General features: G+C 33.8%; 28 protein-coding genes. 20 read left to right on the plus strand and 8 right to left on the minus strand.

What is annotated here, in order from left to right; all coding sequences use genetic code 11:
- On the plus strand, positions 1–1,242 hold a 1,242-nt coding region (locus ACJROP_RS00305), incomplete at its 5' end, for an FMN-binding glutamate synthase family protein (RefSeq protein WP_406533524.1).
- A gap of 18 nt (positions 1,243–1,260) precedes the next feature.
- On the opposite strand, the gene ACJROP_RS00310 is transcribed toward ACJROP_RS00305, so the two are convergent.
- Positions 1,261–1,668, minus strand: coding sequence for a pyridoxamine 5'-phosphate oxidase family protein (locus ACJROP_RS00310; RefSeq protein ID WP_406533525.1), 408 nt, complete (start codon positions 1,666–1,668; stop codon positions 1,261–1,263).
- Between the two features lie 124 nt (positions 1,669–1,792).
- Between ACJROP_RS00310 and ACJROP_RS00315 the strand changes: the two genes are divergently transcribed.
- From ACJROP_RS00315 to ACJROP_RS00330, 4 genes are all read left to right on the plus strand, one after another.
- Entirely contained in the window at positions 1,793–2,353 is a 561-nt protein-coding gene (locus ACJROP_RS00315; protein ID WP_406533526.1) for an FmdE family protein, read from the plus strand.
- 859 nt (positions 2,354–3,212) lie between these two features.
- Positions 3,213–4,031 carry a molybdate ABC transporter substrate-binding protein gene (gene modA, locus ACJROP_RS00320; RefSeq protein WP_406533527.1) on the plus strand — a complete coding sequence of 273 codons (819 nt, stop codon included), beginning with the start codon at positions 3,213–3,215 and terminating at the stop codon, positions 4,029–4,031.
- A 54-nt stretch (positions 4,032–4,085) separates the two neighbouring features.
- Entirely contained in the window at positions 4,086–4,760 is a 675-nt protein-coding gene (gene modB / locus ACJROP_RS00325) for a molybdate ABC transporter permease subunit (RefSeq protein WP_406533528.1), read from the plus strand.
- A gap of 58 nt (positions 4,761–4,818) precedes the next feature.
- The gene (locus tag ACJROP_RS00330; protein WP_406533529.1) at positions 4,819–5,853 is read left to right on the plus strand and encodes a sulfate/molybdate ABC transporter ATP-binding protein; all 1,035 of its coding nucleotides are present in this window, start codon (positions 4,819–4,821) and stop codon (positions 5,851–5,853) included.
- A 187-nt stretch (positions 5,854–6,040) separates the two neighbouring features.
- On the opposite strand, the gene ACJROP_RS00335 is transcribed toward ACJROP_RS00330, so the two are convergent.
- Positions 6,041–6,577 (minus strand): DNA-3-methyladenine glycosylase I, encoded by a 537-nt coding sequence (locus tag ACJROP_RS00335; protein WP_406533530.1) that lies wholly within the window; start codon positions 6,575–6,577, stop codon positions 6,041–6,043.
- A 52-nt stretch (positions 6,578–6,629) separates the two neighbouring features.
- On the opposite strand from ACJROP_RS00335, the gene ACJROP_RS00340 reads away from it, so the two are divergent.
- The 12 genes from ACJROP_RS00340 to ACJROP_RS00395 all read left to right on the plus strand — a co-directional run bounded on the left by ACJROP_RS00340 (position 6,630) and on the right by ACJROP_RS00395 (position 17,373).
- Positions 6,630–7,715 (plus strand): acyltransferase, encoded by a 1,086-nt coding sequence (locus tag ACJROP_RS00340; RefSeq protein ID WP_406533531.1) that lies wholly within the window; start codon positions 6,630–6,632, stop codon positions 7,713–7,715.
- Positions 7,716–7,733: 18 nt separating this feature from the next.
- A complete protein-coding gene (locus tag ACJROP_RS00345) occupies positions 7,734–8,876 on the plus strand; it encodes an aldo/keto reductase (RefSeq protein WP_406533532.1) in 1,143 nt (380 codons plus the stop codon).
- A gap of 92 nt (positions 8,877–8,968) precedes the next feature.
- The gene (locus ACJROP_RS00350) at positions 8,969–9,319 is read left to right on the plus strand and encodes a nascent polypeptide-associated complex protein (protein ID WP_406533533.1); all 351 of its coding nucleotides are present in this window, start codon (positions 8,969–8,971) and stop codon (positions 9,317–9,319) included.
- A gap of 5 nt (positions 9,320–9,324) precedes the next feature.
- Positions 9,325–10,068, plus strand: coding sequence for a metallophosphoesterase family protein (locus tag ACJROP_RS00355; protein ID WP_406533534.1), 744 nt, complete (start codon positions 9,325–9,327; stop codon positions 10,066–10,068).
- 74 nt (positions 10,069–10,142) lie between these two features.
- A complete protein-coding gene (locus tag ACJROP_RS00360) occupies positions 10,143–11,168 on the plus strand; it encodes an NYN domain-containing protein (protein WP_406533535.1) in 1,026 nt (341 codons plus the stop codon).
- Positions 11,161–12,363 carry a hypothetical protein gene (locus ACJROP_RS00365; protein WP_406533536.1) on the plus strand — a complete coding sequence of 401 codons (1,203 nt, stop codon included), beginning with the start codon at positions 11,161–11,163 and terminating at the stop codon, positions 12,361–12,363. The genes ACJROP_RS00360 and ACJROP_RS00365 overlap by 8 nt, the downstream gene beginning before the upstream one ends.
- A 19-nt stretch (positions 12,364–12,382) precedes the next feature.
- Entirely contained in the window at positions 12,383–12,778 is a 396-nt protein-coding gene (locus tag ACJROP_RS00370; protein WP_406533537.1) for a hypothetical protein, read from the plus strand.
- 22 nt (positions 12,779–12,800) lie between these two features.
- Positions 12,801–14,024 (plus strand): bifunctional ornithine acetyltransferase/N-acetylglutamate synthase, encoded by a 1,224-nt coding sequence (gene argJ / locus ACJROP_RS00375; RefSeq protein ID WP_406533538.1) that lies wholly within the window; start codon positions 12,801–12,803, stop codon positions 14,022–14,024.
- 312 nt (positions 14,025–14,336) lie between these two features.
- Complete coding sequence (locus ACJROP_RS00380) at positions 14,337–14,939, plus strand: class I SAM-dependent methyltransferase (protein WP_406533539.1); 603 nt, start codon at positions 14,337–14,339, stop codon at positions 14,937–14,939.
- A 120-nt stretch (positions 14,940–15,059) separates the two neighbouring features.
- Entirely contained in the window at positions 15,060–15,647 is a 588-nt protein-coding gene (locus tag ACJROP_RS00385; protein WP_406533540.1) for a class I SAM-dependent methyltransferase, read from the plus strand.
- Between the two features lie 6 nt (positions 15,648–15,653).
- Positions 15,654–16,364 carry a 2-C-methyl-D-erythritol 4-phosphate cytidylyltransferase gene (locus tag ACJROP_RS00390; RefSeq protein WP_406533541.1) on the plus strand — a complete coding sequence of 237 codons (711 nt, stop codon included), beginning with the start codon at positions 15,654–15,656 and terminating at the stop codon, positions 16,362–16,364.
- Positions 16,357–17,373: a ribitol-5-phosphate dehydrogenase gene (locus ACJROP_RS00395; protein ID WP_406533542.1), complete on the plus strand. Its 1,017-nt coding sequence runs from the start codon at positions 16,357–16,359 to the stop codon at positions 17,371–17,373. The genes ACJROP_RS00390 and ACJROP_RS00395 overlap by 8 nt, the downstream gene beginning before the upstream one ends.
- Here the strand turns inward: ACJROP_RS00395 and ACJROP_RS00400 are convergent, their stop codons facing one another.
- The 3 genes from ACJROP_RS00400 to ACJROP_RS00410 form a co-directional block, all read right to left on the minus strand.
- Positions 17,374–17,901 (minus strand): hypothetical protein, encoded by a 528-nt coding sequence (locus ACJROP_RS00400; RefSeq protein ID WP_406533543.1) that lies wholly within the window; start codon positions 17,899–17,901, stop codon positions 17,374–17,376.
- A 151-nt stretch (positions 17,902–18,052) separates the two neighbouring features.
- Positions 18,053–19,417 (minus strand): MATE family efflux transporter, encoded by a 1,365-nt coding sequence (locus ACJROP_RS00405; RefSeq protein ID WP_406533544.1) that lies wholly within the window; start codon positions 19,415–19,417, stop codon positions 18,053–18,055.
- Between the two features lie 11 nt (positions 19,418–19,428).
- Positions 19,429–19,884, minus strand: coding sequence for a MarR family winged helix-turn-helix transcriptional regulator (locus tag ACJROP_RS00410; RefSeq protein WP_406533545.1), 456 nt, complete (start codon positions 19,882–19,884; stop codon positions 19,429–19,431).
- Positions 19,885–20,025: 141 nt separating this feature from the next.
- On the opposite strand from ACJROP_RS00410, the gene ACJROP_RS00415 reads away from it, so the two are divergent.
- The gene (locus ACJROP_RS00415; RefSeq protein WP_406533546.1) at positions 20,026–20,358 is read left to right on the plus strand and encodes a hypothetical protein; all 333 of its coding nucleotides are present in this window, start codon (positions 20,026–20,028) and stop codon (positions 20,356–20,358) included.
- A gap of 24 nt (positions 20,359–20,382) precedes the next feature.
- On the opposite strand, the gene ACJROP_RS00420 is transcribed toward ACJROP_RS00415, so the two are convergent.
- Entirely contained in the window at positions 20,383–22,263 is a 1,881-nt protein-coding gene (locus ACJROP_RS00420; protein WP_406533547.1) for a YhgE/Pip family protein, read from the minus strand.
- 283 nt (positions 22,264–22,546) lie between these two features.
- Here ACJROP_RS00420 and ACJROP_RS00425 point away from each other — a divergent pair, with 283 nt between their 5' ends.
- Positions 22,547–24,067, plus strand: a complete 1,521-nt coding sequence (locus ACJROP_RS00425; protein WP_406533548.1) for a hypothetical protein — start codon at positions 22,547–22,549, stop codon at positions 24,065–24,067.
- 27 nt (positions 24,068–24,094) lie between these two features.
- On the opposite strand, the gene ACJROP_RS00430 is transcribed toward ACJROP_RS00425, so the two are convergent.
- Positions 24,095–24,259 carry a hypothetical protein gene (locus ACJROP_RS00430; RefSeq protein WP_406533549.1) on the minus strand — a complete coding sequence of 55 codons (165 nt, stop codon included), beginning with the start codon at positions 24,257–24,259 and terminating at the stop codon, positions 24,095–24,097.
- Between the two features lie 52 nt (positions 24,260–24,311).
- On the opposite strand from ACJROP_RS00430, the gene ACJROP_RS00435 reads away from it, so the two are divergent.
- Positions 24,312–24,569 carry a hypothetical protein gene (locus ACJROP_RS00435; RefSeq protein ID WP_406533550.1) on the plus strand — a complete coding sequence of 86 codons (258 nt, stop codon included), beginning with the start codon at positions 24,312–24,314 and terminating at the stop codon, positions 24,567–24,569.
- Between the two features lie 61 nt (positions 24,570–24,630).
- On the opposite strand, the gene ACJROP_RS00440 is transcribed toward ACJROP_RS00435, so the two are convergent.
- The gene (locus ACJROP_RS00440) at positions 24,631–26,127 is read right to left on the minus strand and encodes a transposase (RefSeq protein ID WP_406533551.1); all 1,497 of its coding nucleotides are present in this window, start codon (positions 26,125–26,127) and stop codon (positions 24,631–24,633) included.
- Positions 26,128–26,374: the final 247 nt, after the last annotated feature.

Raw genomic sequence — 26,374 nt, forward strand, 5'->3', positions numbered from 1 at the left:
ACTGAAATAGAAGGTTCCGAGCTTGCATATGATAAAAATTATGCAAAAAGCGATAAGGATATAAGGCAAATGGATGCAATCCATCAGATGGCGATATCTGGAAAATCCATTGTTGAGGCAATGTATACTGAGTTTCCAATGCCGAATTGGGATGATATTCTGATTTTAGGTTGTCAGCTAAACCCGCAACCCTTGGAAGGTGATGTTGAGGTAAACACTCAAACAATCATTGGAAAAACTGCTGACAAGCCATTGGTCATTGAATCTCCAATTTATATTACACATATGTCTTTTGGAGCATTATCAAGAGAGACTAAAATTGCTTTGGCAAAAGGCAGTGCCGCAATCAAAACAGCCCAATGCAGTGGTGAAGGTGGAATCTTGGTTGAAGAGATGGAAAATGCATATAAATACATTTTTGAGTATGTTCCGAATAAATACAGCGTTACCGAGGACAATTTAAGAAATGCGGATGCAATCGAAATAAAGATTGGCCAATCAACAAAGCCGGGTCTTGGAGGCCAGCTTCAGGGTGAAAAGGTAACTTCCGAGATTGCTGATGTCAGGGGAAAGCCAATCGGTGAAGACATTCACTCGCCTGCAACAATTCCTGGCATTTCAACAAAAGAGGATTTGAAGGAGTTGGTCGATGATTTAAGGGCACGTTCAGATGGAAGGCCAATCGGAATCAAATTTGCTGCAGGCAGAATTGAAGACGATTTGGAGCATATATTATATGCCAATCCCGATTTCATTACAATCGATGGAAGAGGGGGATCAACAGGTGCCAGTCCTAAATTGATTAGGGATTCAACATCTGTTCCAACAATCTATGCTCTTTCAAGGGCTCGCAAGTTCCTGGATGAACATGAAAGCGACATTACTTTGACAATAACCGGCGGATTGCGTGTATCATCTGACTTTGCAAAGGCATTGGCAATGGGTGCTGATGCGATAGCCATCGGTACTGGGGCCATGATTGCAGCGGCATGTCAGCAATATAGGATTTGTGATACTGGCGATTGTCCTGTAGGAGTTGCAACACAAGACGAGGAACTAAGAAAAAGGTTAAAAATAGAAAGTGCATCAAAAAGAGTTGAAAATTATTTAAAGGTCTCAACTGAAGAGCTGAAGACCTTTGCAAGAATCACAGGACATGTTGATGTCCATGATTTAAATATTAATGATTTGTGTACAATAAATTCTGAAATATCTGATTATACGGATATTAAACATGTTTGATATTAAGGTTGATTAACCTTAATATTCAAATGTATAGGTTTCTTCAACGGCCATTATGTTTCTGATTTCAGCGGTAGCTTTGTCAAGGTAGAATACGCCCATTTCCCAGCCATTGTCTTCGTACATTTGTTTGATGTCTGGCATAAGCTCAAATGCTTTTTCAACTACAGCATCATTTTTCTCTAGATTAGCCACTCCATAGTATCTTAAGAAGTGTTCTTCATCCCATGCGGCTATTTCTACATTTGGATTTGCTTGCATTTGTTTGTAGACCTCTTTAAAGGTTCCAACTCCAAAGTAGATTTTATCTTCATATAACAAATGGAAACCTAACGGCCTTACTTTTGGTTTGTCTCCATCTACTGTTGCTAAGTAGAATACTTTTGCTCTTGTTATTAAATCGTCGATTTTTTGAATGTCTGACATTTTAACACCTCTGTTTTCATATATTGTTTAATGAGTATTTCTATTTTTTTGTTTCTTGGCTCAAATGAATGTATGTAAATATTAGTTTAAGATAATATATTTATAGTAGGCTTTGTAAGGTGGTATGATGAATGAAAAGGATTATGATGAGCAATTAAAAAAAGCAGCTGATTTTCATGGCCATATTTGTGGGGGAATAGCTATCGGAACAAAATTGGCAATGTACGGTCTTGAACTACTTGGAATGGAATTAAATGAAATGCATAAAAATTTAATTGTTTTTTTAGAGATTGATAGGTGCATGTCTGATGCTGTCCAGTCAGTTACAGGTTGTTCTATGGGTAAAAGAACTCTTAAACAGATGTATTATGGGAAATTTGCAGCAACATTCTGTAATACAGGCACTGGCGAAGCTTTGAGAATTGCTGATGCAAACAAGAAATTCAAAGATGAAGAGACTAAAGAAGAGATGATTGCTCGATTTAGACGCACTCCGCCAGAAGAATTATTTAAAGTGGATAAAGTTAAAATAGAGTTATCCAGGGGAGATATGCCTGGTAAGCCTTACACAACTGTATTCTGTTCTGTTTGCGGTGAAAAGGTATCTGATGGCCGTCATGTTCTTAGGGGTGGAAAACCGGTCTGCAGATCTTGTGATGAAGGGTCTTATTATGAACTATTATAAGTTGATAACGTATTTTTATATAAATTTTAAATTGTTTTATTTTAAATTTTTATTGAAATTTTTTATTATTTTTTTAATTTAAGTATATTTATTTGTTTTATTTTTAATTTAAAATATAATTTATTCATTAAGTTATTATTAAATAATTCATCACGATAATTTATATATTCATATTGCTAAATACATAATTGTAATAATGAATTAATAGGAAGATATAAATTTGATGGTAGGACCTTTATTAGTCTATTTGGACTAATTTAGTGTGCGTACTTGGTAATTTTAAACTTATAACCTCTACTATCTTTTTTATAAGGGTATTTTCCTTTTAAAAATTAATAGCATCTCTTTAAAATAAGTATATTTCATCAATATAAATATTGAAAATATCTTCCAAAAAATATTTCAAAGCATATAAAAATGCAATGAATATATAAAATGGAGCTTTTAAGAAAGATGCATGTTAAAATAAATCATTTAAACATAAAATGAAAAATAAACGATGCATGCGTGTTTTTGAAGGTTCCTTTTAATTCGTTATGTAAACATTTATATATCATGGTTAATTATATTTATAATTACTAATCATGATATTTAAATGGTAATTTAAGATTAAGAAACAAAAAGGTAAGAATATTATAGAATGGAATAAAAGAATATTTATTTTATTAATATTGTCTTGTTTACTGTAATTTTTTATCTATAGTTTCAATTGGATATGAATAAAAATAAATATTGATATTCAAAGTGAATCCAGTTGATGTGCACAGAAAAATTATTTGTAATTACCTTTTTCTGATCTTTGATTGTTTACTTGATGTCTGATGGTGCTATTGTATAAATTATTAAGAGGAGGATTGCTATGAAATTCAGTAAAAAGATGTTAATTGTTGCTATTATCGCTATAGTGGCAATTGTTTGTGCAAGCTCAGTTGTAAGCGCAGGTTTATTTGATTTCCTCGGTGGAGAACCTGACTTAGATGGGCAAGAAGTTAACTTAGCTGCTGCAGCTAGTTTAAAAAATGTATTTGATGATAAATTAATTCCGATGTTTGAAGAAAAATATCCTGGAGTAACAGTTACTGCAACTTACGCTTCAAGTGGGGACTTACAAACCCAAATTGAAAATGGTCTAGAAACAGACGTATTCATGTCCGCTGCTAATAAACAGATGAACGCTTTAGCAGATGAAGGTATTGTTGATAATGATACTAACCTTCAATTCTTAGAAAACAAAGTTGTTTTAATTGTACCTGCTGATTCAGATATTAACATGACTTCATTTGACGATATTAAAGATGTTGAAGGTAACATTGCTATCGGCGACCCTGAATCTGTACCTGCTGGACAATACGCTAAAGAAGTATTAACCAACCTCGGCATGTGGGATGAAATCGAACCTAAATTATCTTTAGGTACTGATGTAACTGCAGTATTAAACCAAGTAGCTCAAGGATCTGCTGACTGCGGTATCGTATACTCTACCGATGCTTTATCAACTGATGATGTTAAAGTAATCTGTGAAGCTCCTGAAGATGCTTTAGATACTCCTGTTATCTATCCTATTGCTTCAATTAAAGATACCAACGACACAGAAGCTACACAAGCATTTATGGACTTCTTACAATCTCAAGAAGCTAAAGATGTATTTGTTGAATACGGATTTACTCTTCACGAATAGATCCGTTATTTGTTATTTTGCGAATAATTAAAAAAATGTTAAGGTGATAAAGACATGGTGGATTGGTCCCCTATTTTCATTTCAATGAAAACCGCAAGCTTATCAATCTTCATAACCTTTTTCGTAGGTTTGATTGTTGCTTGGGGTATCGTTAAGATGAAAAATGATTCAATAAAAATCATACTTGATGGTATTTTTACATTACCAATAGTCTTACCTCCTACTGTAGTGGGGTTCTTTTTATTGTATATTTTTGGGGTTAGAGGACCAATAGGTAGTTTTTTCATAGACTATTTCACTGTGAAAATAGCATTTTCATGGTATGCAACTGTCATTGCGGCAGTTGTCATGTCTTTTCCTTTAATGTATCGTTCTGCTAGAGGCGCTTTTGAACAGGTGGACTCTAACTTATTGGATGCCGCTCGTACATTAGGAATGTCCGAGTGGAAAATTTTTTGGAAAGTTTTGTTTGCAAATGCGTTGCCTGGAATTATTAGTGGTGGAATTCTTGCTTATGCTCGTGGTTTAGGTGAATTTGGTGCTACAGCCATGCTTGCAGGTAATATTGCAGGACAAACAAGAACACTCCCTATGGCAGTTTACTCAGAAGTGGCTGCTGGTAATATGGGAACTGCTTTTGATTATGTAATAGTCATTGTTATCATAGCGTTTATAGCTATTTTCATCATGGATTATGTTACCCTACGCAAGGAAAAGCAATGGAGATAATTTAATATTTGATGAAAATATATTTATTTTATATTCTGTTTTTAATGTGTGATGGATTATGAGTGATAAATTGTTAAAAGTGGATATCCAAAAGAAACTCAAAGAGTTTGACTTGGAAGTCGATTTTGAATTGAAAAAAGGGTGTTTGGGTATTCTTGGTCCTTCTGGCTGCGGTAAAAGTATGACCTTGAAATCTGTTGCGGGCATTGTAGATCCTGATAAAGGTGTTGTAAGTTTAAGGACTGATGAAGAAACAGTTTATTTTGATTCCAGTAAAAAAATTAATCTAAAAGCTCAAAAAAGAAATGTAGGCTATCTATTTCAGAATTATGCATTATTTCCCAATATGACCGTTGAAGAAAATGTTGGTATTGGGTTGCATGATAAGGATGAGAAAAAGGTATCTGAAATGATTAAGCGATTTCATTTGGAAGGCCTGGAAAAAAGATATCCTCGAGAATTGTCCGGTGGTCAGCAGCAAAGAGTGGCATTAGCCCGTATATTGGCTTATGGTCCTGATGTCATATTGCTTGATGAACCGTTCAGTGCTATGGATACTTTTTTGAAAGAACAGTTGCGTCTTGAACTTGTTAATTTACTAAAAGATTTCGACGGATTTTCTATTTTGGTTACTCATGACCGTGATGAGGCATTCCAGTTTTGCGATGAGCTTATAATATTGGATGAAGGAAAAATCATAGCAAAAGGAGATACTCATGAAGTATTTGAGAATCCAAAAAAAGTTCAAGTAGCCAGACTTACTGGATGTAAAAACATTTCTAAAGTCGAAATTATCGATGATTATCATCTTAAATCCTTAGATTGGGGGGCTACATTTGAAGTATCTGAAAAGATTTCACCGAATATTACACATATGGGAATAAGGGCACACGATTTTTCTGCCGCTGAAAAAGATGATGTTAATGTGTTGGGCACTGCTGATGCATCAATATTGGAAATGCCTTTCGAATGGGAAATAACATTGGCGAATGGTTTATGGTGGAAATTTGATAAGCAAATTCATGAGCATGAATTTGAGATTCCAAAGTACTTAAAAGTAGATCCTAAAAACATAATATTATTGGAAGAGTAGTATAATTCTATCTTTCATATACCTTAATTTACAGTTAATTTTTTCACTATTTTTGCTTTAATTTTATAGTTTAATTGGGAGTATCTTACATTAACATAATTGTTTTCGATTTTTGATTTAATTTTTAATTGTGGATATACATCCTATAGGCAATTTAGACTCAAAATGAAGTTTTTCAATGTTAATGTTAAAATTTGAAACAATTTTCCTGGTGATTGTCAATAATTCCAATTGATTCCAAATAGGAATAGATTATTGTCGGACCTACAAATTTCATTCCACGTTTTTTCAAATCTTTAGAAATGTTTTTAGATAGTTCAGATTCGGTTTTAAATTCCGCTTTTATTATTTCACCATCAGTAAAACTCCAGATATAATCATCAAAACTTCCAAATTCTTCTTGGATTTCAATAAAGATCTGTGCATTGTTGATGGCTGATGCAATCTTTCCTTTGTGGCGGATGATTCCCTTATCTTGGCGCAACTCTTCGACCTTTTCCTCGCCGTAACCAGCTACTTTCTCCACATCAAAATTGTCAAAGGCTTTTCTAAAGTTTTCCCTTTTTTTAAGGATTGTAATCCAGGACAAGCCCGCCTGGAAGGATTCTAAAACAAGCATTTCAAACAGTTCCTGATCATCATGTGTCGGAACTCCCCATTCTTCATCATGGTATCTGATATAGATTTCATCGTCTCCAGCCCAACTGCATCGCTTGATAGTCATAGAAATAATTATTAAATGTTTGATTTAAATATATTTCTAAAGGTAATTAATCATGTCTGTAACCAAATCAAAGAGAATTTTCTATTTCGATGCCTTAAGAGCATTAGCTATCATTTGTGTTATTGTTGTCCATGTTTATGCAGTGACTAGGGTACATGTGATGGCAGAGTACGGTTCAATCCCTTCTCTTGGTTGGATTTTTTCTCAAGCTCTTGGGAACTGCTTTAGGATAGGTGTTGATTTATTCCTGATGCTTGCAGGAGCATTATCATTAGGTCGTGTTTGGTCAATCAGGGAATTTCTGGCAAAGAGAATTCCGCGCATTGTTGCTCCATTCATATTTTGGGGCTTGATATTGAGTGCAGTTGGAATATCGCTTTCATATTATTTTGGATTTAAGTTTATTACCTCATTCGATGCATATTCAATACTTAAATTTATTTATGGGGCTTTCATGTCCACTTCACCTGGTTTTACGCCGTACTGGTTTTTCTGGATGATTTTGGGAACTTATTTGATAATGCCGATTTTCAATAAATGGCTTGCAAATTCTGATTTGTATGAAGCGGAATACTTTTTGGTAATCTGGCTTGTTACTTGTTTGTTTGATTTCACTTTGGGAGTAAATCTCCCAATCAAATTGTCTTATTTCACAAGCCCAATTGGTTTGGTGGTTTTAGGTTATTATTTAAGACATACTGAGAGGAAAATTCTGAATAATCCTTATTTTGATTTGTGTCTGATAATATTGTCCGCAGTTGCAATGTTGGTCATTGCATGGTATCTGTCTTCACCAAATGAGATGTATACGTTAGACAGGTATTCTTTACCAATGGCTATTGAAGTTATGGGAGTATTTTTGCTGTTTAAGAATTTCAATAAATTCAATTTAAATTTTGATGTTATAAAACTAATTGAGAACTTATTTAGAAAATTGGTGGCTTATCTTGCAAGATACAGCTATGGAATATATTTGATTCAAGGAATGTTTTTATGTATCTATGCAAAGATATTACCATATCAGAACCTTTACGGTCATGTAATAATCATGTTTATATTAATTGTGGCAAGTTCTTTAATAACTATGCACATTTTGAGTTATATTCCATATGTTAAGAATGTAATAGGGGCTAAATAATTAATTGAGGAGATAATTATGGTTAAATTAGGAATGGGATTGATGAGGCTTCCGCTATTGGATGAAAACGATTTCAAAAGCATTGACTATGAGCAGGTTAATCAGATGGTAGACGCATATATGGATGCCGGATTCAATCATTTTGATACTGCATATATCTATCATGACGGCATTGGGGAAAGAGCATTTAGAAAATGTGTTGTTGACAGATTTCCTAGGGATTCATTTAAGATTGCAACAAAATTGCCTTTGTTTGTAATCACTGAGGAGTCACAATTGGAGCCGCTTTTTGCCGAACAGCTTGAAAACTGTGGTGTTGAATATTTCGATTATTATATGCTTCATAATGTAAGCGGGTACACGGAAACCGCTTGGAAAAATGTTGACCTTTATTCATTCATCCAAAGGAAAAAGGAAGAGGGATGCATTAAACATATTGGTTTGTCCACTCATGGCAATGCTGAATTTTTAGAGGAAATTCTTTTTGAACACCCTGAATTGGAATTTGTTCTGCTTCAGATTAACTATCTTGATTGGGAAGATGAAGGAATTGAATCCCGGAAATGTCTGGAAGTTGCAAGAAAATATGATAAGCCTGTAATGATTATGGAACCTTATAAAGGAGGATTTTTAGCTGATGTTCCTGAGGAAGCAGAAAAAATCATGAAGGAATATAATCCTGATAGGTCAGTGGTTTCCTGGGCGATGAGATTTGTGGCCAATCTTGATGATGTTTGTGTTATCTTGACCGGTGCAAGCAGTTTGGAACAGCTTGAAAATAACATCTATGAAATTAAGAATGCTGATCCTTTAAATGAAGAAGAATATGGGATTCTTGAAAGGGTTTCAGAGATTATTAACAGTAACATTACGGTGGACTGTACCAAATGCAGATACTGCGTTGATGCATGTTCTGAAGAGATTGACATAGCTAAGCTATTCGATTTATACAACAAGGAAAAGATACTCAACGATACTGGATGGACTCAATTGGGCAATGCTTATCTGAATTATTCAAAGCTTCCAGATGTTGGAATAGCTTCCGATTGCATTGAATGTGAAGCATGCCTTGAGGAATGTCCTCAACAGATTAATATTCCTGAAGTATTGAAGGATGTTGCAAAAACGTTTGAAACCGAAGAGTATGGATTTAAAAATTAAATCCATTTCTTTATTTTTTTATAAATTAAGCAAGTTTTAATAATAATTAAAAATATATTTATAAATAGTTAATTTTATTAGAGGGTTATATTATGATACCTGGTATGAATAAAAAACAAATGAAACAAATGGAAAGACAAATGAAAAAAATGGGCATGAAAATGGAAGAGCTTGAAGGTGTCCGTGAAGTCATTATCCGTTTTGATGAAAAAGAATTAATTATTGATAATCCAAGTGTAAGTTTAATGAATGTAATGGGTCAGGAAACTTACCAAATTGATGGTAAAGCTCGTGAAGTAGAGCTTGAATATGAAGTTGAAATTCCAGACGAAGATGTTGAAATGGTAGCTAACAGCGCCAATGTATCCGCTGACGAAGCAAGGGTAGCTCTTGAAGAATGTAAAGGAGATCTTGCTGAAGCTATCATGAAATTGAACCAATAGATAAAATGACCGTTATTGCACATATTTCAGATTTACACACATCCAAATCTGATTTTGATGAAGAAGTCTTTATGCAGGCGGTAAGTGAAATAAACCACCTGCAACCCGACATGATTATTTTAACTGGGGATTTAACCGACAACGGTTATTATGTGGAGTTTGAACAAGCAAAGGAATATCTGGAAATGTTTGAAGCTCCATTATTTGCAGTTCCTGGGAACCATGATGCTCGTAATTTAGGTTATCAAACCTTTGAAGAGTTAATCGGAGAGAAAAGTTGGAAATTGACCATGGGTGATGATTTTACTGTAATTGGTCTTGATAGCAGTTCTCCTGATCAAAATAGGGGACATATTGGAAATCCTCAGCATATGTGGCTGGAACATCAATTGGATGAATGTGTAATAAATGAAAACTTTTCCATTGTTGCTTTGCATCATCATGTAATTTCTATTCCGCAAACTGGCCGTGAACGCAATGTTTTATCTGATGCAGGGGATATTTTAAAGACATTAACCACACATGAAGTCGATTTGGTATTATCAGGACACAAGCATGTTCCAAATATATGGAAAATAAATGATACAATTATTGTAAATGCAGGTTCTCTTTGTTCTACTAAGCTTAGAGGAAAAATCAAGAACTCTTATAATGTGTATAACATTACAGATGATGAAATTGAAATTTTTCTCAATAATGTGGGTGGAGAAAAATTTTTATTCGGAAAATATGAAAGAAATGAATTATAAACTTAAATTTAAATAATAGAATACAAAAATATATTATACTGATTTAATTATTATGTCAATATTTAGGTGATATTATGAAAGTGGTCGTAGATGCTTCTAATGTAGCTTATTATGTTAAAAATGAAAATGGACAACCTCAAATGTCTAATATTATTGCTGCTGTTAAAGCATTAGAAGAAGGTGAAGATGAATTTGTAATAATTGCCGATGCATCACTTCGTCATGACATTGACGATAAGGAAAGGTTTTTAAGATTGTTGGAAAGTGAAAATGTAGAGGAAGTTCCAGCAGGTAATGATGCAGATCATTTTATTTTAGATATTGCTACTCGTGAAAAAGCTAAAATTTTATCTAATGATAAATTCAGAGATTATGCTGCCGAATTTAAGAATATCTCTTCTATGAGGATTCCGTTTGTTATTGATAATGGCAGGCTCACATTTGGAAAACCTAAAAAACCTAAAAAGGACAAAAACATTCTTCAACACATTTGTGATGAAATTATAAAAGAGTTAACCTTTAAGAAATGGGAGATTTACACAGGAAAGGAAGGTTTAGAAATTTCACCATTAAACATTGCCAAACAAGCTATAATTCGTATTGATAATGAGAATAATGCAGAATCCAAGCTTGAAAATATCTTTGCGAAAATTCCAATGTTTAATAAGATTGTAGAAATGGTTGATGATGTTGAAATCGCAGCTCCATATGTGATTTTTGTATTAGTTCATCCTAAAGATTATAAAGTTGCAGTTAAAAATGCAGGAAACATTTCTGTTACTATTGCTGACAGGTTAGGTCTTGAAAAAAAGCCGTTAATCGCAGTGCGTAATGATTTATTCACAAAACCAGGCAACTTTGAATTAAATATTATGTTGGCTGATGAAGTTACTGAATATGCACCATATAATATATTAGTTCGCGTAAGCACTCACGATGAAGTATTTATTAAAAGAAATTCCAGAAATATTGCAAGCACAATAGCCGGAAGACTTGGATCCTGGAAGTTTCCTTTCGTTTCTGTAAAACCAGATGTGCTTTTAGAAAAACCTGGTGAGTTTGAAATAGAACTCGAGAAGGGAGGGGGCTTAGATGGTTAATATTTTAACCAAGGCATTGATTAGGTTAACTACTAAACTAAATCCTATTGCTGTTGGAACAAAATTTTTTCCGACCAATTCCTTAGAAACAGAATATGTAGAGTTATTCAATTATACTCAAACAATTCTTTTTGAGCTTAAAAAAGCAGAAATTACTTCTGATACTATTCTGCAAAATCTTATTCGTGATGTGGGTGCGGAAAACATTCCTAAGGATTATAATTTTTATGAATTGACTCCTGCAGAGAATAGAATTGAGGAATATGCTCTTGTAAGTAATATCATCATGGGCAGTGACCGTTATTTCTACATTGAACTTCCACATCCTTCTAATTTAATCAATATTTTTGTAAAAATCATTGAAAATGAGAACGGGGAAGTTGTCGAAAAAACAGCTACTGAATTGATTGCCAAGATGTTAAGTAAAAATGATGCTATTCGTGTAGCTATTGAACTTATAGGAATCGGATTGTCTAAGGATGTTCAGGTTATCTCAGCAGTTGGAATGACCGGTGCGGCTTCAATCGAACGTGCAATTCATTACACTCAAAATGTGGGAAGTTTTCCAGGCATTGCGTTTACCAAATTGGGCGGTGAATACGCACTTGTTTTCGATTCTCCATTTTTGCTTCAGGAATCACATCCTGTTGATTTAGAAAACTACTTATTCATTGATTTAATCGATTCTACTAAATTCATCGATAAAAATGGTAGAAATCAGCTCGTAGAATTAATGACTGGCATTAAAAATTTCATTGAAAGCGAATGTGACGGTGAACTTGAAGGCTATCGTGAAGGTGGAGATGACTTTATTGCAAGGTTCCCATCAAAAGATTTGGCAATACGTGCAGGACTTGATGCCGCATGGTTCGCGCTTGACAATGGTGCGAAAATTAGGGCAGGAATTGGAAGAAGTAGAAGGGAAGCAGGTGAGAGAGCTCAGCTTGTTGATGATGTGAATTCAACTTCTCCATTATCATTAGTTGTATTTGAATTGGCTAATGGTTTGTATGCCTATAACATTCCATCCGAGTTTACAAGAACATTGATTAATTTAATTGAAAATGAAAAAGCAAAATTGATTGGTGTTTTTGCATTTGTATTCATATTTGCATATCTGATGTCTATTTTGGGATTAGGTATGTTTAGTTTTGTAGGAGTCATATTGGCTTTGGTTTATGCATTTGTAGCTTAAAAATAAAAAGAGTATTAAAATGAGACGAAAAAAAGATGATAAAAGAGTTTTGGTTTCTCCAAGAGATGCTCGAAAAAACAATTCAAGAAGACATAAAATAAGGAGGCCTAGTAATAATACTAGAAATAATTCTAGGAATAACACTAGAAACAAGCGTAAACGTAGCGGTCTTACTGTTTTCTTGATGATTTTAGCTTTAGTTGCATTTGTTATTGGTGCCGGAATTGGAATCTCTTTATCTTTTGATAATGATGATGAGGGACCTCATTGGGTAAACGTTACAGAGGAAATGACTACCGGTTTAAATGATACAGAGCCGGTATACTATGATTCAGAGTTAGATGATATTGATTTTAATAGTAATCAAACATTAACAGAGTTAAATATCTCTGCAGAAGATATGCCCTCATATTAATTAATTATTTTTTGTGATTTTTATGGATTTTATTAAGGAATTAGATGGTGGATTTTCTGTTATTGAAAATCTTAAAGTATCAGGAGCACGTGAAGGTAAATATGGTGTAACAATTATTTTATCACCAAACAGTACTGCTTCAGCCGTTTTCACTTCAAATAAAGTGGTTGCGGCTCCTGTCAAATATACGAAAAATGTACTTAAAAAGGGCATTATATCCGCTGTTTTTGTAAATAGTGGTAACGCTAACTGTTTTACTGGAAAGCAAGGTCTTGAAGATTGTGAAACTTTAGTCAATCTAGTATCCAAGGATTTGGATTTGCCTTCGGATGAAATTGCCATTTCTTCAACTGGCGTTATTGGCCGTGAAATGCCAATAGACATTATTTCTAAAGTTGCATATGATTCCATTTCTAAATTGGGAGACAAGCCGGAAAATTCACTTGCAGCTGCAAAAGCCATAATGACAACCGATACCTTCCCAAAAGAATGTGCAGTTGAAGTTACTTTAACAACTGGTGAAATTGTAAAAATTGCAGGGATTACAAAAGGAAGCGGAATGATTGCTCCAAATATGGGAACAATGCTTTCATTTATTGTAACCGATGCTGTAATTTCCGCTGTTGAAATCAATAGGGCATTGAAAAAGGCCGCTGACATTAGCTTTAACATGATAGTTGTCGATGGTGATGAAAGTACAAATGACACATGTCTCATGATGGCAAATGGAGCATCTGGCGTTGATGTCATTCACGATGATAAATTGGATCCTAATTTCCAGGAAGCTTTGAATTATCTTTGCATTAATCTGGCTAAAAAGATGGCCCGTGACGGTGAAGGAGCAACAAAATTCATTGAAGCCAATGTCTGCGGAGCAAAAAATTTTGATGATGCAAAATTAGCCGCCAAAGCCATCATATCTTCAAGTCTTTTTAAATCTGCAGTGTTTGGAGGAGATCCGAATTGGGGAAGAATCGTATCAGCAATCGGATATTCTGGTTGTGACTTGAATCCGGATATTGTAACAATAGCTATTGCTGATGATTCTGATGAAGTGGATTTGGTTAGAAAAGGTGAAATTTTGGCATTTGAAGATACTCCATATCTTGAAAGAGCCGAAAAGATAATGCAGTCCAAAAATGTTATTGTCAACATTGACATGCATTTGGGTGATGGTCAGGCAACTGCATGGGGTTGTGATTTAACTTATGATTATGTTAAAATCAATGCAGAATACACCACTTAAAGAAAACCTTTAAATATATTGAAAACAAATATTTTTTTGTTATATATATAATTCTAATTAATTTTTTTTATCAATTGTAAGGAGGGAAAAATATGGCAAAAGTTAAAGGAACTAACAAAAGAACCAGACCAAAAAGAAGTTATACCAAACCTGGTAGTAAAAGAGGCAGAGGAGTAAAACAAACCTGGAAAAAATAATCCTCTCATAACTTTTTTTTATTATTTTAACTAATTTTAAGACTGTTGTGAAATCATCATCATATTGAAAATAATTATATACTATTTTTTAAAGATTATTACTTAGGTGATAATAATGCAGATGCCTGAAAATGGACACAGAGCTCATGGATTTTCTAGTGCATTTTTCCTTGATTCTGATGAGATTTTACAAGAATTGAATTTAAACGGAAATGAGACTTTTATGGATGCGGGCTGCGGAGACGGCCACAATGCAATCAAGGTTCTTGAGGATTATGATTATAAGGGAACCGTTTATGCTGTAGATATTTATGACGCATCCATTGAAGATATGAATGCTTATAAAGAAGAAAATAATGTTGAAAATTTAGTTAATATTGTAGCGGACATCACTGAAGGGATTCCTGGTGTTGAAGATGGTGCAATTGATGTTGTTCTGCTTGTTAATGTATTCCACGGTTTTAAAGCGTCAAGAAAATTAGATGAAGCCGTAGAGGAACTTGGAAGAATTGTTTCAAATGATGGTAAAATAGCCATTATGGACTATAAGGCTTGGGACGTTCCAAAAGGACCTCCAACAAAAATGAGAAGTTCTCCGGCAGAATTAGAAGAATTATTTGCTAAACATGGTCTTAAACAGGTTTATTTAAATGAAGAAATCGGTGAAGATATTCCTGAAGGCAAATCCCACTATCTGATTATGTTCAAAAAAGAATAATCTCTTTTTAACAATTTAACTAAAATGGGAGCATTGATGTTCCCAATTCATTTCTCTTTTTTTGAAAATTATTATATACTATTTTTTAAAGATAATTACTTAATGGAATAGGTGATGCAAATGGAACACAGACATCATGGAAAGTCAAGTGCCAATTTTTTGGATTCCGATGAGATTTTACAAGAATTAGATTTCAGCGGAAATGAGACTTTTATGGATGCGGGCTGTGGTGATGGCCACATTGCATTAAAAGCGCTAAAAGATTATCTTCCTGAAGGTTGTGCCTATGCAGTAGACAATCACAAAGAATCTATTGAAGAGTTAGAGGCTTACAAAAGTGAAAATAATATTGAAAACTTAATAGTAATTGAGGCAGACCTCACAAAAGGAATTAAGGATGTTAAAGAGGAGTCTATTGATGTTGTTTTGATGCTTAACGTATTCCATGGATTTAAGGCATCTGGAGATATGGATGCTGTCATTGACGAATTAATCAAAACAATTAAAGATGATGGTAGGATTGCCCTCATGGACTTTAAGGCAATTGACATGCAAAAAGGCCCACCAACAGAGATTAAAAGCACTCCAGATGAATTAGAAGAATTATTCTCTAATCATGGTCTCAAAATGACCTACTTAAATGAAGAACTTGGTGAGGATATTCCCGAAGGTAAATCTCACTTTATAATGATATTTGAAAAGGATTGAATTCAGATGATTTTTGCAGCGATATTGGCAGGTGGAATTGGATCAAGAATGGGAGGTACTGATATCCCTAAACAGTTTTTAACTTTAGGTGATAAGCCCGTTATTGTTCATACTATTGAAAAATTTGTAATCAATGAAAAAATTGATAAGATAATTGTTTTGACACCACAAAATTATATTAACCATACTAATCACTTAATTGAGAAGTATATTTCAAGCAATGAGGAGATTATTGTAATTGAAGGTGGTGAAACTAGGAATGACACAATAATGAATAGTATTAATTATATCGATGAGAATTTCGGAATTGATGATGGTTCAATTATTATAACCCATGATTCAGTACGTCCTTTTGTAACTCATAGGATTATTGAAGATAATATTAATGCTGCAAAAAAATATGGTGCATGTGATACAGTTATTCCCGCTACAGACACTATAGTTGAAAGCATAAATGGTGAGACAATTGAAAGTATTCCTGTAAGGGATTATTATTACCAAGGCCAAACACCACAGAGCTTTAAAATAAAGAAACTTTACAACTTAATTAATAGTTTAACAGAAGAAGAAAGCAATATTCTAACAGATGCATGCAAAATCTTCACACTTAAAGATGAAGATGTACATCTAGTTGAAGGCGAAGTGACAAATATCAAAATTACATACCCATATGATTTAAAATTAGCTAATACAATACTCGAGGATATTCATGATTAATATTGTTTACAGATTAAAATCTCCAAAATTTTTTGAAGAAGCTATTGATGAAATCGAATTGGATGGAGTTATAGTAAGGCCAACTTACCTTTCAATTTGTCAAGCAGATCAAAGGTACTATCAGGGAAGCCGTCCAGCAGAAGTTTTGGAAAAAAAATTGCCGATGGCTTTAATACATGAAGGAATTGGGGAAGTCATCTATGATAGTGAAGGGAATTTTAAATCTGGAGATAAAGTGGTAATGATTCCAAACACTCCTTTAGAAGATGATGTATGCAGACCAAATTATTCTCAATGCTCTAAATTTAGAGGAAGTGGATTTGATGGATTTACATCTGATTTAATTAAAATGGAATCTGATAGAATTGTAAAAATCCCGGATGATTTTAATCCTTATGTTTCAGCTTTCATTGAATTAATCTCAGTGGCTTATCAAGGAATTTCAAGATTTGATGAGTTAGTTATCACACCAAAAAACACATTGGGGGTTTGGGGAGATGGAAATTTAGGTTTTATTACAGCCTTGCTTTTAAAAGAAAAATTTCCAGATTCTAAAGTGATTGTATTTGGAAAACATCTGGATAATTTAAATCTATTTTCTTTTGCTGATGAAACTCACCAAATTCATACAGTACCTGATGATTTGAAGATAGACCATGCATTTGAATGTGTTGGTTCAAGTGCGTCACAATCAGCTATTGAACAGATAATTGATTTGATTAATCCGCAAGGAACAATTAACCTATTCGGCGTAAGCGAATATCCAATACCGGTCAATACCCGAATGGTTTTGGAAAAAGGATTGACAATTCAAGGAAACAGCAGATCTGAAAGGGAAGATTTTGTTGGAGTTGTCGAAACTCTCAAACAAAACCCTAAATTATTCCAATATTTGGAAAAGTTAGTTACCAATGTTTGTGAAATAAATTCTTTAAATGACTTAAAAGAAGCATTTGATAAGGATTATATATCCAATTTTGGCAAAACGATTTTGCAATGGAATAAATGATTAGTAATGTATTCCATTCTTTATTTTTAGACATTCTCTTCTGAAATGCTTTCTGTCTTTTCTTTTGCACACTACAGGCAGTATCTCTAAGATATCTAAATCTTCTTTTTCAAGAAATCCTTCCCTTTTTAACTTATTTTTTATGATATCCAGTGTTATTTGTGCAAGATTTTGCTCAACGCAAGCTAGCTTAATTGTAAAGTCAGCTTCAGATTTGATTTCACCTTCCCTTACAAATACATTGACGATATCCGGGCATAGAAGGTATACGGAGACATGCTTGTGATGTTTTTCATATAATTCCTCCGCAAATTCTATGTATTTAATGAGTTCATCAATTGTAAAATCATCTAATTGAAATTCAAGGTCAATAAAATCACCGTCTTCTGTTGTGAAGATATCTCCTCCTGGATGTACATCTTCATCTAACTTCCTGTCTTTTTCAGGTGTAAGGCATTTTATCTTTCTTGTGTCATTAAATGTTTCTCGTATAATTTCTGTTCTTATCTTAAAATCTTGTTCTTTCATGGTTTAACCTTTACAAATTTTAATTTGTATTAGTTATATTTGATTTTAAGATTTATAAATTAGTAAGTTATTTTTTAAAGCAATTTAACAAGGTTAAATCAATATTGAATTGAATTTAAAATAAAAAAATAGTTTAAGAGTTAAAAAACTCTTAATTTCCAAATTTCGCTCTTGTTCTTCTGATTTCATATCTTGCAAATGCATAATTTAAAATGCTGGCTATTGATCTTCCGATACATAATCCGAGCCAAATGCCCACTATTCCCCAATCAAATACAAATACGAACAGGTAGATTAAAGGAACAACCAAGAGGATTTCTCTTAAAATTGTAAACATTAAACTGTATATTCCTTTTCCAATTCCCTGATAGAGAAAGCTTGAAGGTATTCCGATACCGGTCAATATTAGACATGGGCATACCAATTGAAGATACTCTGCAATTCCAGGAACCAAATTGGCGGTTTCAGGAGTATATGCGAATATTGTAGCTAATGGTGTTGCAAATATTACTAGAATTAAAGTTATCACTGTTCCCAGTGCCAGACCAAATTTCACACCGTATGTATGTGTTCTTGACAGGTATTCCCCATTTTTAGCACCGAATGCACTTCCGGATACTGCAATAACCGCAGATCCAATAGCTGTAAGGGGCATTATCGCAAACAGGTAGAGCCTTTGGCCTGAAGTGAATGTTGCAATTCCATAGTCTCCTCCAACCATGGATATCACGATTAAATAAATTGACATTGCTATTGCCATGATTAGCATATCAAGTGAAGATGGAATTCCTACCTTTAAAATGTCCTTTGTTAATTTTGGGTTGAATTTGAAGTTTTTAAGATTAACGTCAACGTAAGTGTCCTTTTTAATTAAAATCCAATATAGCATTATTATTGCTGAAATAACTGAACTTGTAATTGTTGCAAGGGATGCGCCGGCTGAACCGAAGCCCATCAAATAGATAAATATTGGGTCTAGTGTTGCATTTAGGATAACGCTGGCAACCACAACATACATTGCCCTTTTCATATCTCCTTCGCCACGAAGGATTCCGCTGCATCCGTTTGAAAACATAAAAGCAATTAAACCTAAAAATAATGGTGTTGCATAAGCAATTGCTTCATTCAAGGTTTGTCCAGTTGCACCGTAACTTCTAAGCAATGGTTCCTGTATTATTATGAATATTATTGTTAAAACAATTGAAGCAATCAGAAATATGAATAATGCATGTGTTGCGGATTCATTTGCCTTTTCATGATTTTTTGCTCCGATAAACCTTGAAATGCTGCTTGTAGCACCGTTTCCAAGTCCAACGCTTGCTCCGTTCAACACCATGAAAATAGGTGTTACAAAACCGATTCCTGCAATTGCTGTGGGTCCAAGTCCCGCTACCCAGATTCCATCAATGATATTGTATAGTGCAGTCAGAATCATTGAAATCATGATTGGGATGGCTAACTTTTTTACAGCTATTTCTGGTTCTCCCCTCATTAACTCCACGTTTTTATTTGCCATATTCAATCTCCTCAATAATCATCATTAAGTATCTCTTCACTTTTTCTTGCTATTTCCCTTAGCTGGTTTTTTGTTTTTTCGTCTAATTTGTCAATTCCAACACTTTCTTCCCATTCTTCAAGATCTTTTTTTAATAAAATAGATAATTCTTCGCCTTTTTGTGTTGTTTTTAATATGTATTTTCTTCTGTTGTTCTCGTCGATTTTTCTCTCAACATATTCCTTGTCTTCCAGTTTTCGCAATGCTTTGGCTATCGTTCCTTTGCTTTGGCCAAAGATATTGGCAAGGTCATCTTGAGATAAATTCTTCCTTTTATGTATTTCCATTAGATAACGGCCTTCATGCACCATATCTATGCGATTTGGATTTTTTTGAGAATATCTCAGTTTATTTTTTGATATATGGTGAATTAATGCAATAAACGGCATAGAATCGAATTTATCTATTTCATCGTTTTTTTGGGTCATGTTTTCATCTATTTATTTTTTTGACATGGTTATTTTGTAATGGATAATATATAAATGTTTCTCAGGAAACTGTTTATCGATAAACAATTGTTTGAAATAGTTTATTATCAAGTGTGATGATATCTATTAATAGGTGATATTGTGGACTATGAAGCAATAATTTCTGAAAAGTTTCCCAATTGTGATGTTGAGGTTTTGACTCCCGACGTTTTTGAAATGGAAAAGTTGGTAGAATATATCACAGATGACATCGTCGTATATAAGCCCCATTCAGTTATGGTATACCGGCATCTGATTAGATTTCTGATGGATGTTGGCGTTAGGGGTAAAATCTATTATTTGGATGGCTTTTCGGATGATGATTTAAAAACAGTCCATTCCGGTCTTTTGAAATTCACCTGGAGACAGAATGTTGTAATCAATTTGTTCAAGAATGCCAACCCTGACAGGGATGTTTTAGGTTTAAAAAAATAAGAGGTAGAAGTTGATAATCAACTTCTAGAATAGTTCACTTTCTTCTAATTTTATTTCAAAGTATTTTGATGCTTTATCTGCTTTTTCCTTAATGAGCATCGCAGCAATAACACTAACGATACCAAGGGCTAAAAGAATAATCAATGCAGGAGTATAATTTGACCAAACAACACCAAGTTGCGCTTCACGTATTAGCTTAATTGCATATGTCATCGGCAGATATGGGTATAATGTTTGGAAAAAGTTATGCATGATTTCGATTGGATAAACTCCTCCGCTTCCAGATATTTGAAGCACCAGCAGAATTACCGCAAGACCTTTTCCAACAGTTCCAATAGCAGATATTATTGAATATATTAAAATCATAAATACTACAGATACCAGAATTACAGATGCCACAAATAATGGTGGGTTATCTACGTAAACACCCAATATATGGGCTCCAATAAGTGTCACGCATGCTTGAAGTATGCTCAATATTACATAAATTAAAAGCTTACCTGTATACATTTCAAATGGGGAATATTTAGTCCCGGCACTTGATTTTGGCTCTATCATTACGCAAGTAATCAATGCGCCAACCCACATGGATAACACAAGATAAAACGGAGCCACGTTAGATCCATAATCCGGAACTGGGAACACTTCATGCCTATCTAATTTTACAGGTGAAAATATGTAATCTCCAAGCAATGTTTCATTAATTCCGGTTAGGGCTGAAAGCTGGTCTGCAGTTGAACCAAGTGAACCTGCTGCAGTAAATAATGCTTGTGCAGCAGAATTTCCAAGCAATTCAGCACCTGCTGCAAGGCTTAATGAACCTTCCGCTAATTGGACTGAACCTCCAGCTAATTGGACTGAACCGTCTGCCAAATCGTTGGCTCCTCCAGCTACTTGGCTGGCTCCGCCGGCTACTTCACTGGCCCCATCTGCTAATTGGGATGAACCTTCTGCAAGGGAAACAGAACCGTTAGCCAATTTTCCACTACCTTTTGCAAGTTCAGAACTGCCTTCCACATATTCTTTTACAGGTCCTTCAGGTAGCAATGATGAATCAACTGCGGCGTCTAATTCCTCTGAACCTTGTTGTACTTGGTCTGAACCTTGTTTAACTTGGTCCGCACCTTGCTGTACTGCAGTTTTACCTTCCTGTACTTGGCTTGCGCCCTGTTGTACTTGGTCTGAACCTTGTTTAACTTGGTCCGCACCTTGCTGTACTTGGCTTGCACCGTCTTCAACCTGGTCTACACCGGACGCAACTTGCCCGGCACCTGAAGAAACTTGCGCAGCGCCTGCTTGAAGTTGTGAACCGCCGCTTGCCAATTTGTTTGCACCTTCAGCAAGACCTTCTTGCAATTCTCCAAGCTTTCCATATGCTGCAACATTAATGACTTCAACAATCTTAGCATTAAGTGTTGTATAAACGGTATTTGCGGCAGTATCAGTCAATTTAGTAGCAACTGGATTTGATTTAACATTAACGACATACTCAAGCTTTGCTTGTTTCGGATTGTCACTTGTAATCGAAACAATATTTTTACTCAGGTTTTTGGGTATCACTATCCCGGCATAATAATCCCCGTTATAAACTCCGTCCCGCAGCTCATCTTCTGTCACTACGGTCCACTTAAACTTATCATTGTTTTTCAAATCTTTAACAAGCTCGTTTCCAACATTTAATTTAGTACCTTCGAATGTTGCACCTTTATCGAGATTAGCTATTGCGAACTCTATTTCGCCGGTATTTCCGTAAGGGTCCCAACAAGCTTGAATATTTAAAAGGGCATAAAGTGAAGGCAAAATTATAATTGCGATTAACACAATTGTCACTATAGGGTTTGCAAATGCCCCTTTAAAATCATGCTTCATTATCTCGGCAATCATGCCGATATCTTTTCTACTCATTTTAAACCTCTTATCTTTTAAACAAAATATTGGGAAACATCTTTCTGTTTTATAGAGGAATCCCATATCTTCCAAATGAAATATTGATTTGATATTAATTATGTGTTTATCCAATTTATAAGTTAAACTTACAATTAGTATATTTCATATTAATTTATTTAAATCTAATTAGCTGTCTTAAATTTTATGCATTTTAAGGTTCGTATGCATAAAACAAATAGAAATATTAAAATATTATGATATTATTATAAATTATCATAAATGTAACAGATGGAGTTAAAACATGAAGTTTAAAAAGAAAGTTCTTGTTTTTTCATTAATACTCTGTATTTTATTCAGCATTTCCTGTGTTGTTGCTAGTGACGTTAATGAAACTGTATTGGCTAGTGATGTTAATGATGAGGTGGTGTCTAGCGATGTTAATGATGTGCAAATAGCGAGTAGTGATGAAAATCAAGTCATGAAACAAGCTGATGATGATTTAATTTCGGCAAGCAGTGAAGGAAGTTTCACTGAATTGGAACTTAAGATTATTACTACTCCAAATGGAGGCACTCTGGATTTAGATAACGATTATTCTTATAATACTAATTCCAATATCACTACTGGTGTTTTAATTGATAAAAATATAACTATTAATGGTAACGGCCACACTATTGATGGAAAATCCAAATCTAGAATTTTTAATATATTATATGGTGTAAAAAACAATAATAAGGTAGTATTAAAGAATATTGTATTTAAAAACGGATTTGCTAAAATTTATGGTGGTGCAATATTGAATTTTGCGGATTTGACAGTTGATAATTGTACTTTCATAAATAATCATGCTGATACTGCAGGCGGTGCAATTAATTCTTTAGGATCATTGAATTTAAAAAATTCCAAATTTGATAAGAATGGTGCCGGTGGAGATGCGGGTGCTGTTTTCTCATTGAATGCTGCAAATGGTTTAGAGGTTTTTAAAAATTTAAATATTACTTTTGAAAATGCTGGCGAATCTGCCCTTTTGTTTTCAATTTTAATTGACCATGCCCTCGAACCGGGCAAAGATTACATATCAAATTGTGTATTCACCAACAATGTCGCTAATGGAAATGGAGGGGGTGCGGTATATGCATTTTCCCATATAGATATTAAATCCTGCACATTCAATTCAAATAAGGCTGGTGAGAAAGGAGCAGCAGTATTTGGATGTAAGGATCTCTTTATAAAGGATTCCAAATTCAACAATAATAAAGTGGGCATGTATGGTGGAGCAGTTTATTTCAAATGCCATGAACAGTCAGGACATTATGAAGACGGCAAGTGGATTTCTTCCGTCAAATATTATACCAATTTAATTGAAAACTCAGTCTTTGCAGACAATGTTGCAGGTGAAAGGGGAGGCGCCATATACGGATTTAGAACATCCGCTTCCGATAAGGTTCATTGCGCAAAAGCGGTAAAATGTACTTTCAGTGATAATCAAGCCCCTAATGGTATTAATATATACGGGGGAACTTTAAGCAAGTGTGTTTATAAAAATACAAAAATCACTCTAAAGAAAGTGACTGTTAAAAAATCAGCCAAAAAGCTCGTTTTAACAGCAACACTCAAAAAAGGTTCCTCACCGCTTAAGTCTAAATGGGTTACTTTCAAATTTAATGGTAAAACTTACAAGGCCAAAACAAATTCAAAAGGTATTGCAAAGTATACCATTAAAAAGAGCGTATTGAAAAAGCTTAAAGTGGGCAAAAAAATTACCTATAAAGTCAGTTATAGTCGTTTTTCTGCTAAAAAGACTGTAAAAGTGAAAAAGTAAATGCTTCAGCATTTACTATTATTTTTTTTATCTGAAAAATTCGTCGCAGTATTCACAGTAATAATTGTATTCGCTCTCACAGCAATTTCCAATTATTATCTCATTTTCCAGTGATTCAATAGCCATTTCTTCCGTTGGCTCGCCATGGAATACTTTTTTTAATTCTCTGTTGCATTTCGGACATTTGGTCATATTATCTAATTTTATTAATTATGAGTTTTAAATATTAATATAGGTGAAAAATATGCTTATTAATGTCGGTGCCGAATTCGGCACTCATCTGGAATCTAGCGAAATTGCAGTAGAATTGATTGATATTCTAAACAAATTGCCTGGAGATGACTTTATACTTGATTTCAAGGATGTTTCATTTATTACAATGAACTACGCTCAGGCTTATTATAAAGGCAAATATGATTCTGCAAAAAAGATATCTGAAATCAACATTTCAGATGAAATCAGTGTTGTTATGGGGGCTGCTGACGAGGCTTGCAATCCATAATTTTTTCTTTTTTTTCGGGTGTCCGCCAAAATTAAATTTTGGCAGATTTGTTTGATTTTTTTTAAAATATTGTTACATCGAGTTTTAATTGGTTTTTTATGGATGTGCTTTCGCAGAAATCTTCTAAATCTTCCGTTGTATTTTTAATTTCTTGTTTTATGTTGTGTAATCGTATTAAATTGTATGCTAATGCGTCTAAGTTTATTCTTTCTTCTGTTTTTACCATTCCGGTGACTACTTCTTTTTCTATTTGGAATTGTTCCTTGAATATTCCAAATGGCCCTTCAACGCTTGACCTTTTGGCGTATTCGTCTTTATATTCTTGTTTTTCCATTTTTTGGTTCATTGCTTTTTGCATTTCTGAACCGTATTCTGTGATAGTTTTATGTGTTTGTTTGTCTGTTAAACATTTGTTTCGTACTTTACAGCTTTTGCATGCTTCGTAATTGTTGTAAAGTCTTTTTATTTTATCTGGTTTTTCTGGATCTTTGTGTGGTTCGATGTATTTAGCGAAAAAGTACATATATTGATTTTCTGGGCATTTGAATGCATCTAATTCATAATCATATTCAAAGTGGTCTTTATGGTAAGGGTTTGGATTTAATTTCCCTATTTTTTCTTTACTTTGCTTTCTATTTGGTATTAATCCATCTATTTTTTTATCTGCTAGGTATGATAGTGATATTTGATTTAAGTAGATTGTATCTGCGCTTATGTATTTTGGAGTGGTTTTAATGTTTCGTATTGCTCTTTCTGCGATTATAGGTAGTTCGTAATGGTCTGTAGGGTTTTGTGTGACGTTTATTGCGCAGATTAATTTGGTATCGTAATCGACTGCAGATTGGATATTATAGGCAACCATGAAGTTTCCTTTCTTTCCTTTCATAAATCGTGCTTCTATGTCATTTACTGGTATTCTATCTTGTCCTGTGAATGTGAATTGTGTTTCTATCCCATATAATAGTTCTAATTTGTCTTCATCATTCATGTCTTTCTTTTCCAGTAATCTTTGAGCTGGTTTATGGAGTTTTTCAAGGCATTCAGGGTCAATTGGTCGTCCTTCGTAGTAATCGACCAGTATTTGTGTTTCTTTTTTTGTGATGGTGTTGTTGTTGGAATTGTATGCTTTTTTGATGGTTCCATCAACTGCAACGTGATTAAATTCAGTGAATCCTTCATCAAAGGCCTTTTTTAAGGTCATTTGCAGTAATACTTCGAAATACTGGCCGTATTCTCTTCGATATCGTTGGATTGATCTTTCAGAAGGTCGAATGTCATCGCAAACGTATTTAAATATGTCATGGTATCTTGCCATGTCTGCGATTATTGATGTTCTATCAATATGTTGAATTTTAGCATAAATAAGCAATTTTAACATTGAATCTACAGGAAGGGAGCCTCTTCCTTTCTTTTTCTTGGGTTCTTTGATATTTAAAAGTGGAAAAACTTCTTCAACAAATTCAACAACAAAACGAGAGATATGATTCTCCGGAACATTCCAATCAAGTGTCTTAATACCTAATTTTGTCTGATTCCTATCAAACTTTCTTTTAACCATAAATAACAACACCAAAATAACTTATACCTAATATAAAATATGTACAACAAAGTATATAAACTTAACTGTCTTAAAACCATTGAAAACAAAAAATAAGAATAAAATAAGACCAAATAATAATTTTAAAAATAATTGATACAAAAGAATTGAAATAAATAAAAATTAGTTTGAATATACGAAAAATAATTGAAATTAAGCCTAAAAATTTTTTGACAAAAAATCAAAAATCAATTTTGGCGGACTCCCT

The sequence above is a fragment of the Methanobrevibacter sp. genome (assembly GCF_045220775.1).
GTDB lineage: Archaea > Methanobacteriota > Methanobacteria > Methanobacteriales > Methanobacteriaceae > Methanocatella.